Source organism: Sporosarcina luteola, from assembly GCF_023715245.1.
In the GTDB taxonomy this organism is placed as follows: Bacteria; Bacillota; Bacilli; order Bacillales_A; family Planococcaceae; genus Sporosarcina; species Sporosarcina luteola_C.
The window spans coordinates 580,938-595,669 of the sequence record NZ_JAMBNV010000001.1; the positions used below are offsets into that span (position 1 = coordinate 580,938).

12 protein-coding genes are annotated in these 14,732 nt (G+C 45.1%); 10 read left to right on the plus strand and 2 right to left on the minus strand.

Going from position 1 to position 14,732, the window contains the following annotated elements:
* The 10 genes from M3152_RS02695 (at position 1) to M3152_RS02740 (ending at position 12,877) form a co-directional block, all read left to right on the plus strand.
* Positions 1 to 1,299, plus strand: a complete 1,299-nt coding sequence (locus M3152_RS02695) for a hypothetical protein (RefSeq protein ID WP_251693661.1) — start codon at positions 1 to 3, stop codon at positions 1,297 to 1,299.
* 258 nt (positions 1,300 to 1,557) lie between these two features.
* The gene (locus M3152_RS02700) at positions 1,558 to 2,859 is read left to right on the plus strand and encodes a CapA family protein (protein WP_251695226.1); all 1,302 of its coding nucleotides are present in this window, start codon (positions 1,558 to 1,560) and stop codon (positions 2,857 to 2,859) included.
* The gene (locus M3152_RS02705; RefSeq protein ID WP_251693662.1) at positions 2,856 to 4,475 is read left to right on the plus strand and encodes an ABC transporter substrate-binding protein; all 1,620 of its coding nucleotides are present in this window, start codon (positions 2,856 to 2,858) and stop codon (positions 4,473 to 4,475) included. Before M3152_RS02700 ends, M3152_RS02705 begins: the two co-directional genes overlap by 4 nt.
* A gap of 73 nt (positions 4,476 to 4,548) precedes the next feature.
* Entirely contained in the window at positions 4,549 to 5,499 is a 951-nt protein-coding gene (locus M3152_RS02710) for an ABC transporter permease (protein ID WP_251693663.1), read from the plus strand.
* A gap of 16 nt (positions 5,500 to 5,515) precedes the next feature.
* Positions 5,516 to 6,421 carry an ABC transporter permease gene (locus M3152_RS02715; protein ID WP_251693664.1) on the plus strand — a complete coding sequence of 302 codons (906 nt, stop codon included), beginning with the start codon at positions 5,516 to 5,518 and terminating at the stop codon, positions 6,419 to 6,421.
* Between the two features lie 33 nt (positions 6,422 to 6,454).
* Positions 6,455 to 7,474: an ABC transporter ATP-binding protein gene (locus M3152_RS02720; protein WP_251693665.1), complete on the plus strand. Its 1,020-nt coding sequence runs from the start codon at positions 6,455 to 6,457 to the stop codon at positions 7,472 to 7,474.
* Positions 7,461 to 8,450 carry an ABC transporter ATP-binding protein gene (locus M3152_RS02725; protein ID WP_251693666.1) on the plus strand — a complete coding sequence of 330 codons (990 nt, stop codon included), beginning with the start codon at positions 7,461 to 7,463 and terminating at the stop codon, positions 8,448 to 8,450. The genes M3152_RS02720 and M3152_RS02725 overlap by 14 nt, the downstream gene beginning before the upstream one ends.
* Positions 8,451 to 8,462: 12 nt before the next feature.
* On the plus strand, positions 8,463 to 10,271 hold the full coding sequence (locus tag M3152_RS02730) for a S9 family peptidase (protein ID WP_251693667.1): 1,809 nt from the start codon (positions 8,463 to 8,465) through the stop codon (positions 10,269 to 10,271).
* Positions 10,268 to 11,530 carry a M20/M25/M40 family metallo-hydrolase gene (locus M3152_RS02735; protein WP_251693668.1) on the plus strand — a complete coding sequence of 421 codons (1,263 nt, stop codon included), beginning with the start codon at positions 10,268 to 10,270 and terminating at the stop codon, positions 11,528 to 11,530. The genes M3152_RS02730 and M3152_RS02735 overlap by 4 nt, the downstream gene beginning before the upstream one ends.
* A 3-nt stretch (positions 11,531 to 11,533) precedes the next feature.
* Positions 11,534 to 12,877: a M20/M25/M40 family metallo-hydrolase gene (locus M3152_RS02740; RefSeq protein WP_251693669.1), complete on the plus strand. Its 1,344-nt coding sequence runs from the start codon at positions 11,534 to 11,536 to the stop codon at positions 12,875 to 12,877.
* Between the two features lie 425 nt (positions 12,878 to 13,302).
* On the opposite strand, the gene M3152_RS02745 is transcribed toward M3152_RS02740, so the two are convergent.
* Positions 13,303 to 13,698, minus strand: coding sequence for a VOC family protein (locus tag M3152_RS02745; RefSeq protein ID WP_251693670.1), 396 nt, complete (start codon positions 13,696 to 13,698; stop codon positions 13,303 to 13,305).
* 322 nt (positions 13,699 to 14,020) lie between these two features.
* Complete coding sequence (locus M3152_RS02750; RefSeq protein WP_251693671.1) at positions 14,021 to 14,719, minus strand: collagen-like protein; 699 nt, start codon at positions 14,717 to 14,719, stop codon at positions 14,021 to 14,023.
* Between the last annotated feature and the right edge of the window lie 13 nt (positions 14,720 to 14,732).

Consider the following 14,732-nt stretch of genomic DNA (forward strand, 5'->3'; position numbering starts at 1 on the left):
TTGAAGATTCGATTGGGTGCTATTGGACCCCGTGACTCGGTTGAGATTGTTAAGAAGGCAGTGAAAGAGTTCGACGAGATTACACTTATGATTTTCCCATATGAAAAAATGGAAGACATCGAGACGATAATTCCGCAAAATAAACAATTCGTGGATCAATGGTTTTTTTCGGGGCAGGCGCCGTATAATTTTGCATTGCATCACAATCTTATTCATAGTGAAGAAGGAAGTTTCGTACCTAAAAATAGCAATAGTGTATATAAAACGTTACTTGAAGCACAGTTGCAGGAGAAAAAGATATTTAAAAACATTAGTTTGGATACCATTCAGTCGACAGAAGAACTAATGGAGACTTCTTTACGTTCGATTACTATCCATTCCTTGTCCTATACCGGTTATGTACCGAATTCCGAGCTTATAGAATTCCATACGAAACTCTATGAACAAGGCAAAGTGGATGTAGCTGTAACGTGCATAAACAACGTGTATAATTCGCTGCGCAAGAGCGGTATACCTTGTTATCGCGTCACACCTGATATGATGGCAATCCGTTTAATTATCCAGTATTTGAAACAGCGCGGGGTGACTCAATGGTACCGGAAAGCGCAAATCGCGATTTTAGGGATTGAAATATCCGAATCTGATTTGGATAGCCAATTTACGTATAAAATGAAGCACAAAGAATTGGAACTGAAAAGACTGCTCCTCAACTATGCAGAGAAAATTAATGGCTCCTACGTTGAAATAGGTGATGGCCGCTATTTCATCTATACAACTCGTGGTGAAGTGGAATTTCAGCTGGAAAAGGAATCGTTATTTGATTTGATCATGGAGGCGGACGTGCATAGTAAATTCACGATCCGGATTGGTCTCGGGTATGGGATAACTGCACTCGAAGCCGAGCAGAATGCAAGGTTGGCAACACAATATGCAAGAGTGAAGCAACGTCAATGTATCATCATTGTGGATGAGACTAAACGGATTACTGAATTCGAAGATCAACAGAATTCCATTTCATATGATAACCGTAACTACAATGCAAAATGGAGTGAAAAAATGGCGCAAGCAAATATAAGTCCTGCTACTGTCAATCGGATTCTATCGCTTTCGCTGCATTATAAGAAAACGCATGTCACTGCAAAAGAATTAGCCGTCTGGATGAACAGCACGGAGAGGAATGCCAGAAGGATCCTCACTGAATTGGAGAGTGCTGGCATGGCTGAAATTTCCGGAGAAGAACAATCCGGTCAAAAAGGCAGGCCACGCAAAGTATATAAATTACTTTTTATAGAAAAATAAATAGATTCTTCTATTCAATTAGCATACTAACTTAGGCGTAGTGTCAGTATTTTTGACACCACTGAAGTTAGTATTTTTTTATTTTATTGAAAAACTAGAAAAGATACTATTGACAAACTATTCTATTTTTAATACTATTAACGGAACAATAAGGGACAATTCCTTAATTAACGTAATTGAATTGAAAATGGGGCGTTTACGAGTAAAGGAGAAGGCGACTTACGGCGATGTTCATTGGAGGGATGAAAAGTGGGAGAGATGATCTTTACAGCAACTGGAGACACATTCATTACGAGGCGGTTGCCGGGTAAGGATAAAAGCTTTCTGGAGTTATCCGGTTTGCTGAAAAAGGCTGATGTGCGTTTCACCAATTTGGAAATTACTGTTCATGACGGTGAAGGAATCCCTGGGGCAGTGAGCGGAGGGACTTGGGCGAAAACCAAACCTGCTGCTTTGCAAGACATCAAAGATTACGGTTTTAACTTGGTCGGTTGGGTGAATAACCATACATTGGATTATTCCATAGAAGGTTTGAAGGCAACCGAACGGAATTTGGATACGTATGAGTTTGTTCATGGCGGAGCTGGAATGAACCTTGCAAGTGCAAGTGAACCGAGGTATTTGGAGACGGAAGCTGGACGTGTAGCCATGATTGCAGCTACGTCGACATTCCACGAATCTTGGGTAGCTGGTGACCAACGGCCCGATATGATCGGGAGGCCAGGCATCAATCCTCTTCGCTATCAAACTATTTATCATGTTACGCAAGAGCAGCTCGCACACTTAAAAAAGATTGCTGCTTCAACGAAGATCAACGCAGTCCGGGATATGAGCATTAAAGAAGGGTTCAAGGTTGAACGGAAAGATGGTTTATTCGAATTTGGCGGGCATCTGTTCAAGGAAGAGGAACAAGAGGGGAAGACGACATCGCCTATTCCGAACGATATGGACCGGATATTAAAGGCGATCCGTGAAGCGAAAAGGCAAGCGAACTATGTACTTGTCAGCATCCATGCACATGAAATGCTAGCGGATGATAAAGAACAACCTGCACAGTTCTTGGAAACCTTTGCGAGGGCATGCATTGACGAAGGGGCGCATGCAGTTGTCGGTCATGGTCCTCATCTAGTGCGTGGCATCGAAGTTTATAAGAATAGACCTATTTTCTATAGTCTAGGAAACTTCATTTTCCAAAATGACACCGTAACCCACCTGCCATCCGATTTTTACCAGGCTTATGATCTATCACATACGAATACTGTTGCGGATGCTTTGGATGTCAGAAGCAAAGACAACTCGATCGGCTTGGGCGTTAATCCGAAAATATGGGAGTCCGTCTTGCCGATTTGGAAGATGGAGAATGGGGAGCTTACAGAATTGCATCTGCATCCGCTGGAACTTGGGTTTGGAAAGAAAAGGTTTGAGCGCGGCTGGCCAGTTCTTAGTGAAAATACTGGTGTATTGGAGCGGCTGGCAGAATTATCGGCACCATACGGTACTGAGATTCACATAGAGGAGGGGGTTGGAAAGGTACTGTTGAAGAAAGGGGTGTATGTATGAATAAAAAGAAAGCGCTTTCCTATAAAAGTGAAAATGGGAGGAATGGAATGATGAAGAAGTTTGTCCTTTTGATTGTTGCATTAGTTGTTTTTGCACTTGTTGGTTGCAGTAAGGATGAGCCAAAGGAAGGCGAGGGTTCTGCAGAAGCGGAATATGGGGGTACATTAAAAGTTGCGATGAGTGCCCAGCCGCCGACATTAGATGTACATTTGACAACATCTTCTGATGCGATCGATGTTTCGCTGAACATTTACGAAACACTTGTAGCCCAAAATAGCAAGCAGCAGGCTGAACCGGTGCTTGCAGAAACTGTTGAAAAAAGTGATGACGGCCTAACATATACCTTCAAATTACGGGAAGGCGTAAAATTCCATAACGGTAAGGAAATGACCGCGGATGACGTTGTTGCTTCCATGAACAGATGGGTGGAAAAGTCGTCAAGGGCCAAGCTATTACTGGCCGATTCGACGTTTGAAAAGCAGGATGACTATACGGTTGTTTTAAAACTGAAGAACGCTGTTACAGATGTGCTTGACGTCATGGCAGGAAGAGGGCAGTTTCCGGCTATCATGCCTGCTGAAATACTTGCATCTGCAGGCGCTGACGGTGTCTCCGAGTATATCGGTACGGGTCCATTCAAATTCACTGATTGGAAGCAAGACCGTTTCATTCATTTGACAAAATTCGATGACTACTCGCCTGCTGAAGGTGAGCCGGACGGATTGGTTGGCAGCAAGACAGTTTACGTCGATGATGTGGAATTCCATATTGTAACGGATTCATCGACTAGAATGGCGGGAGTCCAAACGGGGGAATACGATATTGCGCTAAATATGCCATTCGATAGCTATGAGCAATTAGTGAATACTAGCAACTTGCAAACGTTTTCGCCATTTGACAAAGGGGCAATCAGTCTTGTTTACAATAAAAAATCAGGAATCATGACAAATCCGGAACTTCGCAAATCGATCAATGCCGGTATTGACTCACATTCCGTCATGCTTGCGGCAGTTGGAAATGAGAAATTATTCAAGTTGAGCCCGAACTTCATGAGTCCGGAAAATGCCGACTGGGCAACGGATGCGGGCAAAGAGGTCTATAACTTGGGCGATGTTGAAAAAGCGAAGCAATTATTGAAGGAAGCGGGCTATAACAACGAAGAAGTTATCCTGTATGCGACTGGGGATTATGATCACCATTACAATTCGGCCGTCGTGTTGAAAGAACAACTTTCAAAAATGGGTGTCAATGCAAAACTAGAAATCTATGACTGGCCAACACTGCTGGATAAGCGGAATAATCCTGAAAACTGGGATTTGATGGTTGCGGGGATCAGTTATGTAACTACGCCATCGCAATTGCTCGCTGTCAATCCGGATTGGCCGGGATGGACAAATGATGAAAAGATTTCGACTGCATTGGATGAAATCCGTGTAGCTGCAACAAAGGAAGAAGCGAAGGAAAAATGGAGCGATCTGCAATCCTATATGTTGAATGATTACGTTCCCCACACACAGTTCGGTCATTATGCATCAGTTATATCGGCAACAGATAAGTTGGAGGATTTGACAATATTCAATACAGCGCTCCTCTGGGAAGTGAAGAAGACGAAATAATTGATAAAGGAAAAAGTCGGCCCTTATGAATAAGGGCCGATCTCTTATCTGAAATGAAAAGGAGGAACTGCTTATGAAGATGTATTTTCTCAAACGGTTGCTATCGCTCATCCCGGTCCTATTCATCGTTTCAATCGTCATTTTCATGATCATCCATTTAACACCGGGCGATCCAGCTTCATTGGTGCTTGGTGAAGAAGCGACGGAAGAACAGATTCAAGCTCTGCGCGCCAATATGGGACTCGATCTCCCGATTGTGACACAGTACTTTCATTGGATTGGAAATGCCCTCCAAGGGGATCTAGGCACTTCTTATTTCATGCGGCAACCTGTGACGGAAGCGATTGTAAGCCATTTAGCTCCAACCATTTCAGTGGCGATCATTGCAGGAACCATCTCGCTCCTCATTTCCATTCCAATCGGTATTTTGGCGGCGACACGCAGAGGCACGAACACAGACAGAACTGTTATGGGAATTTCATTGATTGGAATGAGCGTTCCAAGTTTTCTGCTTGGCTTGTTTCTAATCCTGCTTTTTGGCGTCAAGCTGCGCTGGCTCCCTGTAGCCGGCTATCAGCCTATTACCGATGGGTTTCTTGGACATATCAAATATCTGATTTTGCCATCCATTGCACTGGGTTCCATGCATGCGGCGCTTATTGCAAGAATGACCCGTTCAAGCTTGCTTGAAGTTTTGAACATGAATTACATAAAGACAGCCCGTTCAAAAGGGGTCCACGAATATTTGATCATTACGCGCCATACGTTGCGAAATGCGTTTCTACCCATCCTCACAGTCATCGGACAGACATTCGGCTCGCTGATTGCAGGGGCTGTCGTGACGGAAACGATTTTCAACATCCCTGGAATCGGACAATTGATCATCAATTCAGTTGAACGAAGAGATTATGCGGTTATTCAAGGCGTAGTTCTATTCGTCACATGCACCTATGTGCTAATCAATCTAATCGTCGACTTACTATATGGTGTCATTGATCCGCGGGTCAGATTGAACAAGAAATGATGGGGGAGGGACTCATGTGCATGTAGCTCAGGAACAAGACAAACTGTTGAAAGATGAATTCATTCTTGCGAAGAAACGATTAAAACGCCATCAGAAAAAACTTCTGTTTCGAAGACTGATACGCAATCGGGGCATTCTGTTTGGCGGAATCATAATGGTGTTATTGACATTGCTGGCGGTTTTCGGTCCGATATTTGTTCCGTACGACCCGTACGAAATGGTTGTGACGGATCGATTAATGGCTCCTGGTGCCCAACATTTTCTTGGTACTGACAACTTTGGACGGGATTTGCTCACCCGAATGGCGTATGGTGCACGCGTGTCTCTTAGCGTCGGTTTGTCAGTCGCTCTTCTCGCTTGTTTCTTTGGAATGCTGATCGGTTTGCTGGCAAGCTATTTCAAAGCGCTCGATAACGTTTTGATGAGAATATGCGACGGTTTGATGGCAATTCCAGGAGTTTTGCTTGCAATCGCTTTGGTGGCGGCTCTTGGCCCTAAAATGGAAAACGTCATCCTCGCATTGACGATTGTATTCGTACCGAACGTCGCTCGTGTCGTCCGTTCAGCAGCAATTGTTATCCGCGAAGAAACGTATATAGAAGCAATTCGTGCACAAGGGGCAAAAACGTGGCGGATCATCGTGTTGCATATCGCGCCGAATACAGTTGCTCCATTGATCGTCCAGGCTTCTTTCATTTTTGCAGATGCCATTATTACCGAAGCGGCATTGAGTTTCCTTGGAGCGGGGATACCGGCCCCGGATCCAAGCTGGGGCAATATTTTGCATGACGGGAAAGTGTTCATTTTCAATGCTTGGTGGATGACTGTTTTCCCAGGGATTCTAATTGTGCTGTCGGTTTTCGGCTTGAATTTATTGGGTGATGGCATTCGTGATTATATCGATCCTCATACAAGCAAATGACACTGGATGTAGGTGAAAAAGGAGGGTGCTAGAATGAGTCGGGAAAAATTACTGGAAGTGAAAAATCTGAAGACGCACTTTAATACGGAAAACGGCAGAGTGACCGCGGTCGATGATGTCTCCTTTCATGTTGATAAAGGTGAAATATTAGGGATTGTAGGGGAGTCGGGATGCGGGAAAAGTGTGACATCCCAGTCCATTCTTCGGCTATTTGACGAAAAATACTTAGTGAAATATGAAGGCGAAGTCTTTTTCAAAGGTGATATAGATTTATTGAAGTTATCCAAATCCGAAATGAGACATGCTCGCGGCAATGAAATTTCCATGATCTTTCAAGACCCGCTTAGTTCATTGAATCCAGTCCTGACAATCGGTTTTCAAATCGCTGAAGCTCTTATGCTGCATGAAAAAATTACAAAAGAGGCTGCGTTTGCGCAGGCAATTGAAATGTTAAAGCTGACAGGCATTCCATCCCCTGAAAAACGGGTGCATGATTATCCTCACCAATTATCCGGCGGAATGAGGCAGCGTGTCATGATCGCTATGTCGCTAGCATGCAAACCGAGACTGCTCATTGCGGACGAACCGACAACTGCATTGGATGTCACTATTCAATCTCAGATTTTGGACCTGATCGAAGATATTAATAAGCGCTTTGATATGGGGGTTATCTTCATCACGCATGATTTAGGGGTTGTCGCAGGCCTTTGTGATCGGGTCGTAGTTATGTACTTGGGTCAAATCGTCGAAGAGGCGGACATCCTGAATTTATTTGAAAACCCGATGCACCCCTATACGAAAGGTCTTATAAAATCGATACCGCATATGGATGGCGACAGGAAAGAGGAATTACATGTCATTTCAGGAACAGTGCCGTCCCTCGAAAATGTACCGGTCGGTTGCCGATTCGCGGAGAGATGCCAATTTGCCGATGAACTTTGCCAAACGAAAATGCCTGATCTAAGGGTGATAGGAGAAGGTCAGAAAGTACGATGCTGGCATGCGGAGAAAATAGCGGAGCAAGAGGAGGCGCCAGTGTATGTTACAAGCTGAAACCGAAAAGAAAGTGCTGCTTGAAGTACAAGGGTTGAAAAAATACTTTCCGGTGAAAGGTCTAGGGATGTTCGGGGGAACCCAACAGTATGTGAAAGCGGTGGATGATGTAAGTTTTACGTTATATGAAGGGGAAACGTTTGGGCTTGTCGGTGAATCGGGCTGCGGGAAAAGTACAACGGGAAGGACGATCATGCGGTTGACGGAGCCGACCGAGGGAAAGGCGGTATATCGGAACGTGGACATCTTCGGACAATCCGGTAAACAGCTTAGGAAGACACGTGAAGAAATCCAAATGGTGTTCCAGGATCCGTATTCTTCGTTAAATCCGCGTAAACGGATTGGGAGTACACTCCAAGAGCCGTTGATCGTCCATAAACTCGGACAGCGGAAAGACCATACGGAACGTGTAATGGATATTATGCAGAAAGTCGGCCTGCAGCTTGACCACTTCTACCGTTTCCCACACGAATTCTCAGGCGGGCAACGGCAACGTATCGGGTTGGCGCGTGCATTGATCGCTAATCCGAAATTAATCATTTGTGATGAACCGGTTTCCGCATTGGATGTATCTATTCAATCCCAAATCGTAAATCTATTGCAGAGAATGCAAAAGGAATTCAACTTAACGTATTTGTTCATTGCACACGATATAAGTGTCGTTCGACATATCTCAGATCGGATAGGCGTCATGTACTTAGGGAAAATGGTGGAGACTGCGCCGACGGATAAACTTATCGAAAAGCCATTGCATCCATATACGCAAGCTCTTTTATCCGCGGTGCCGCTGCCGAATCCACGCATTAAACGAGAACGGATTACGCTAAAAGGCGAAATTCCGTCCCCGCTGAATCCGCCGTCGGGTTGCGTATTTCACACTCGCTGTCCGTTCGTAATGGATAAGTGTAAAACGGTTCAACCCCTCAATAAGGAAGTTGGGCAGGATCATTTTGTCGCTTGCCATTTATATGACTAAGGAGGGCCATTGATGACTGATGAAGAGACACTATTATTGGATTTTTTAACAGTGAACTCCGCATACGAAGCGAAGGTTATCCCGGGAACAGGGACATTCACCTTCCTTTCGAAAATGACAGGTATCCCTCAAGTGTGGAAGCTCGACGCGAACGGTGTGCCGTTCCAATTCATAGACATGCATGATCGCGTAATGAGTGTTCACCATTCACCCGCCGGAGACCGGACAGTCTTGGGGGTTGATAGCAAGGGGAATGAAAAACAGCAACTGTATATCGTTGACGCGACCGGAAACAAATCCGAAGTTCTTGTGGAATCAACCGACAATTTCCATTATGTCGGTGGCTGGTCAAAGGACGGCAGGTATCTATCCTATTCCAGCAACCGTCGTCATCCCGGTTATTTCGATATGTTCATTATCGACGTGGATACGAAAGAGGTTGAGCAGGTATTTACGTGTGACAAAAATTGTGTTCCACTCGGTTGGCTGGACGACAAATCGATTTTTATTAGCATCAAGGAAACGAATATCGACAGTTCCGTTTACATCGTCAATATCCGAACGAAGGAAAAGGTGCTTCTAGGTCCGGATGGGGCAGTTGCCCGTATATTATCCCCGATTACAAGGAATGACGAAGGGTTCGTCCTTACGGATGTAAATGAGGATACGCTGCATTTATGCAGGTTTTCAGTAGGGAATCCTGGCAGCCTTGAAAAGCTTCTCCATTGGGAGAAATGGGATATGGAAGAGATAGCACTTTCGCCGGATGGAGAAGCGCTTTCTTTTACATTGAATGAAGGCGGTATTACGAGATTAGGTGTTTATTATCCAGGTCTGAAGACTTGTGAATTAATTGATTCGCTTCCGGAAGGCGTTATCGGATCACTATCATGGCTATCGAATCAATCATTTTTATTTACACTGAAAACCCCGACGAATCCGGGAGATATTTGGAAATATGATTTGGCTGCGAAAAAAGTGGAGCGATTGACATTCATAGGTCAATCGAAGTCCGTCGGCAAGTATTGGATAGAACCCGAACTGCACACCTATCAATCTTTTGATGGCTTGGAGATACCTTATTTCTTTTATAACAAAGATAAGGAAGGACAGAAGCCTGCTGTCATTTACGTGCATGGGGGACCTGAAGGACAGTCGAAGGCGGAGTACAATCCTGTATTGCAATATCTTGTGTACAAAGGTTTCGCGGTAGCAGTCCCGAATATCCGAGGGAGCAATGGGTATGGCAGGAACTATTTGAAGCTGGATGACGCGGATAAAAGGATGGACGCAGTGGCAGACTTGGCAAGTTTGGCAAAAGATCTAGCTGCATCCCATGATGTTGATCCCGATAGGATCGGTATTATGGGCAGAAGCTATGGCGGGTTCATGGTGTTGTCAGCATTGACGCACTATCCGGATCTATGGGCTGCTGGCGTCGATATCGTCGGGATGTCCAATTTGAAGACCTTCTTGACGAATACGGGGGAGTGGCGAAGGTATTTGCGTGAGTGTGAATATGGTTCCCTTGAGAAATACAGCGAGTACTTCGATGAAACTGCTCCTATGAATCTAACGCATAAAATTACAGCGCCTTTGCTCGTTTTCCACGGCAGAAATGATACGCGTGTGCCAGTGAGCGAAGCGGAACAGCTCGTTGCCGATTTAAAGACAGTAGAGCGGGAAGTTGAATTGGTCATCTTCGAAGATGAGGGCCATCAGACAGAGAAGATTGAGAATCATATTACGCTGCATACGAAGACAGTTGAGTTTTTTGATCGTCATCTAAATACTTCGAAAGTGGGGGACTTGTCACTATGAATGCATTGAAGCCGGAAGTCGTTGAGACAGTCAAAGCGCTTGCAAATGATGAAAGAGTGAAAAAAGCACTCGCGTTTTTGAAGTCGGATAATGACACGACGACGAATGAGCAAATTGAGCTAACCGGAATTGAATCACCGACATTCGATGAATGGGTCCGAGGGAAGGCATATAAGGAAAAACTTCAGCAATTAGGTATTCAGGATATCCAGGTGGATGAGGTGGGGAATGTGTTCGGTGTTCGAAAAGGAACCGGGAACGGGCCATCGCTCGTACTTTGCGCGCATCTCGATACCGTTTTTCCTGCAGGTACCGATGTTCAAGCAAAGTGGATTGACGGAAAGGTTTATGCACCGGGAATTGCGGATGATGGCCGTGGGTTGGCAGTTGTCCTGACGATTCTTCGGGCGCTGAATCATGCGGGCGTCGAGATGAAAGGTGATTTGATTGTCGGAGCGACAGTCGGGGAGGAAGGGCTCGGAGATTTACGTGGGGTGAAGCATCTATTTGAAACACGAGATGATATTGATGGGTTCATTTCCGTCGAACCTGGGTCGCCAGAGAGAATCACCTATTTAGGAACGGGCAGTAAACGGTATGCTGTAACGTATAAGGGGCCAGGGGGACATAGTTTCGGCAGTTTTGGGACGGCGAATCCAATTCACGCGCTTGGAAGAGCGATTGCGGGAATTTCCGTCTTGGAGACGCCTACCGACCCGAAGACGACGTATAATGTCGGTATCATTAGTGGTGGAACTTCGGTTAACACGATATCAGAGTCGGGCAAGATGATCATTGATCTACGTTCCAATTCAGAGGATGAGTTGGCGAAACTTGAGTCGAAGGTGCTTGAAATAATACAGCAGGCTGCTGATGATGAGAATTCATTCAGAGGGAAGCCAGGCGAAGTGACGGCCGACATCGAATTGGTTGGAAATCGACCGGCGGGCAGTCAAAGCCATGAGGCGGACATCGTGCAAACATCGATGGCGGCAGCAAGTGAACTCGGATTTAAACCGGTATTGGAAAATGCATCGAGTACGGATTCGAATGTGCCAATCAATCTCGGCATTCCGGCAGTTACACTTGGCGGTGGAGGAGATGCGGGAGGATTCCATACACTAAACGAATACTTTGACCCGACAGATGCCCATGTCGGTGCGCAAAAAATCCTGCTGACAGTTTTGGGTCTTCTTGGTTGCGGTAAAACGATTGAACCATTGCTTGCGAAACGCCAAGCGGAAATTGCCAGAGGGTAACTCATGGAAAAAGTGTATCAATTCATTGATGACAATAAGGAAATGTACCTTGAATGGTTAATGGAGATTTGCAAGATCCCCAGCGTCGCTGCTCAAAACCGCGGAATCGTTGAAGCGGTCATGCTGGTGAAGAAGCACTTGGAAAACTTACATGCGGACGTGCAAGTGATTGAAACGGAAGGGAATCCGATTGTTTTTGGGGAATTGAAGTCCGAGAGTGAGAGAACATTATCTTTCTATAATCATTATGATGTTCAACCGGAAGATCCGATTGATTTATGGGAAAGTCCTCCCTTTTCACCTGAAATTAGAGACGGGAAACTCTTTGCAAGAGGTGTTGCGGACAATAAGGGAACACTTATGGCGAGAATTTGCGCCGTTCACGCATACAAGCAAGTATATGGGGACTTGCCTGTGAACTTGAAGTTCATCGTGGAGGGCGAGGAAGAAATCGGCAGTCCGAATTTGGAAGCATTCGCTGACAAATATATTGATATGATACATGCGGATGCGAATATATGGGAAAATGGATTCAAAGATGTGGAAGGGAATCTACAAGTAAGTCTTGGCTGTAAAGGCATGCTCTATGTTGAATTGCATGCAACGGGCGCCAATACCGACCTTCATTCCGGAAGGGCAGCAATTGTTGAAAATCCTGCTTGGCGATTAGTTTGGGCGCTTGCTTCATTGAAGAATGAAAAAGATGAAATCCTCATTGAGGGCTTCTATGATAAAGTCCTTCCTTTGACAGAAGCGGAACGCAAGTTGACGGAAGGAATAGAGTACAAGGAAGAGGAGGAGCTCGAGCAACTGGGCTTGTCCCAATATATCAACGGATTGTCAGGGTTTGAGTTGAAAGAGAAATTGATCTTCCAGCCGACATGTACGATTTGCGGAATCGAATCAGGGTACACTGGACAAGGCTCGAAAACTGTCCTCCCTTCTGTTGCCAAAGTAAAGCTGGACTTCCGTCTCGTTTCAGAACAGGATCCCGATGAAATTCTGGAGCTATTGCAGATTCACTTGAGGAAACATGAGTTTGGTGACATTAAAGTAGTACCACTGAAAGGCACCCGGGCCGCCACGACAGACATTGAAGATCCTCTTGTTGATACAATCAAGCACAGCGCAAGGGAGTTTTACGGAAAAGAACCACAATTGCTGCGTTCCCAGGCAGGCACCGGACCGATGTATACATTTTGCCAGAAGTTCGGCATCCCTTCCGCGGGCTTCGGAGTAGGTCATGCAAACTCCAAAAATCATGCGCCAAATGAAAGCATTTACGTCGATGACTATTTTGAAGGCATAAAATTTATGGCACTGGTCATGCGTAATTTTGCGAAGTGATGGTGCTTCAAGGCGGTGCCATCAAAGTGGTGCCTGTGCAGCACGCTATTCAGTTTATTAACTACAATTGTATATTGTTAACTTGGGAAGCCGGTCATTCAGGGAAATGACTGGCTTTTTCTTGTGTATTTATACTTTTAGGTGAATTGTCATAAATGTGCCTTGCACAGGTACCGAAACACGAGGTTAAACGAAAACTCGTTTCATATACTAGTGGGTTAAAAAAGAGGATTTCATCCGATTTGTAGCGAATTCAACTTGAAACAGAATTCATTTAAACGATTTGGGGAAAGCTGTAAGGAATCCGACGGGAGCAGGAGCTGCTGGATCGGTTTTCCAAAAAGTCAATCTAGAACAACAAAAAGGGCTGTCCAGAAAATCGGCGATACCGACTTTCCGTGATAGCCCTGTCGTTGCGCTAAACTTTACTTGGCATTCTCATCAGGTTGATGAATTCCAAACACATTGCCTTCCGTGTCGATATAATATCCTTGCCACGCCATGCCGGGCAGGGCGTATTTAGGCATGGCCACAGTGCCGCCATTTGCCAGTATTTTCTCTTCGGTTGCATCGTAATTCTCCACACCCATTGTGCAAGCAAATCCATTCATAGCTTGTCCCACTTCTGGCGGAGCACTTTGACGCTGCATTAAAGCACCATTGATTCCAGGTTCGCTATCATCACCCGTCACTGCTCCGAAGTAAGGCATCCCCGCAAAATCAGTCCAATCTTGGAATGACCAACCAAATACCTCCCCATAAAACTTCGTTGCCCGCTCCATGTCATCTACATGAATTTCGAAATGAACTAATCTTCCCATGACTTCCTCCTGTTTTCGTGTTTTATTTTTGAATATTTATGTTTGTTCAATTAATTATACCACTGCATTCTAGGCTGTGTAAATGAGCTGTAGATTAGGGAATGATTAGTATTATCTATTGAATGAACAAAGTTATCGATTGAATACGGCGATTTATCTATCGAATTTGTGGAGTTATCTATTGAATCCAAGAAGTTATCTATTGAATATGAGAAGTTATCACCTAAATGGGGCTTTACGCCTAGCGATTGAAGGACGGTTCTACATGAGGAAGACAACCTGGCAGCGATTTAATACTGTCAGGATGTCTTTCTTTGTGTCTTTATCCAATCCGCATAAGTTGCAAACTGGCCATTTTATAACTGCAATGTTCTTGTAACTCAGCAATCAGTTGGACGACATCGCCTTCCTGTAAGGAGACTAGTTGAGTGTTTGTCAATGTCGTGGAAATTAAGGATTCCGTTACGGATGAATGGACATGGACGTTGTCATTTATTTTCACCCGAAATGCTGAAGGGGTGCAGCTGATGACTTTCGATTCCAGAACGACGGTGTAGCTAATTTGGTAAATTCCATCCTTTAAAGCTTGTAATCCATTGCGAACGACTTTGATGTCTTGTAACGGTCCGGCAATTTGGAAATGGACAGTCCCGGATGCCGAGCTTTTTGCTGTTGTATAGGCATAACCGTACGTCGTATCAAACGTTCCGGCAGGGCCGCGTTCCCCTTGAGGTCCTTGAGGTCCGGTTTCACCCCGTTCTCCTTGAGGTCCCCTTTCACCCCTTTCACCTTGTTCCCCTTTTTCACCCCGTTCTCCTTTCTGACCCGGCTTTCCGTCCAAACCTTGATAACCTCGGGGTCCCCGATCTCCTTTTGGACCAGGTGGACCTTGTTCCCCTTTAGGTCCGGGGCGCCCTGGTTCTCCTTGTGGTCCTTGATAGCCCCGCGGCCCTCTTCGTCCTCTGTTTTCACTGCCGCATTTACAGAAGAAATCTTCATTGCATTTTGGACACCGCTCCATTACTTTTCCTCCT

What these genes read in the sequence shown, in the direction of transcription:
- M3152_RS02700 (WP_251695226.1), top strand. Translation starts at nt 1,558, where the DNA reads ATGATCTTTACAGCAACTGGAGACACATTCATTACGAGGCGGTTGCCG.
- M3152_RS02705 (WP_251693662.1), top strand. Translation starts at nt 2,856, where the DNA reads ATGAATAAAAAGAAAGCGCTTTCCTATAAAAGTGAAAATGGGAGGAAT.
- M3152_RS02710 (WP_251693663.1), top strand. Translation starts at nt 4,549, where the DNA reads ATGAAGATGTATTTTCTCAAACGGTTGCTATCGCTCATCCCGGTCCTA.
- M3152_RS02720 (WP_251693665.1), top strand. Translation starts at nt 6,455, where the DNA reads ATGAGTCGGGAAAAATTACTGGAAGTGAAAAATCTGAAGACGCACTTT.
- M3152_RS02725 (WP_251693666.1), top strand. Translation starts at nt 7,461, where the DNA reads ATGTTACAAGCTGAAACCGAAAAGAAAGTGCTGCTTGAAGTACAAGGG.
- M3152_RS02730 (WP_251693667.1), top strand. Translation starts at nt 8,463, where the DNA reads ATGACTGATGAAGAGACACTATTATTGGATTTTTTAACAGTGAACTCC.
- M3152_RS02735 (WP_251693668.1), top strand. Translation starts at nt 10,268, where the DNA reads ATGAATGCATTGAAGCCGGAAGTCGTTGAGACAGTCAAAGCGCTTGCA.
- M3152_RS02740 (WP_251693669.1), top strand. Translation starts at nt 11,534, where the DNA reads ATGGAAAAAGTGTATCAATTCATTGATGACAATAAGGAAATGTACCTT.
- M3152_RS02745 (WP_251693670.1), bottom strand. Translation starts at nt 13,698, where the DNA reads ATGGGAAGATTAGTTCATTTCGAAATTCATGTAGATGACATGGAGCGG.
- M3152_RS02750 (WP_251693671.1), bottom strand. Translation starts at nt 14,719, where the DNA reads ATGGAGCGGTGTCCAAAATGCAATGAAGATTTCTTCTGTAAATGCGGC.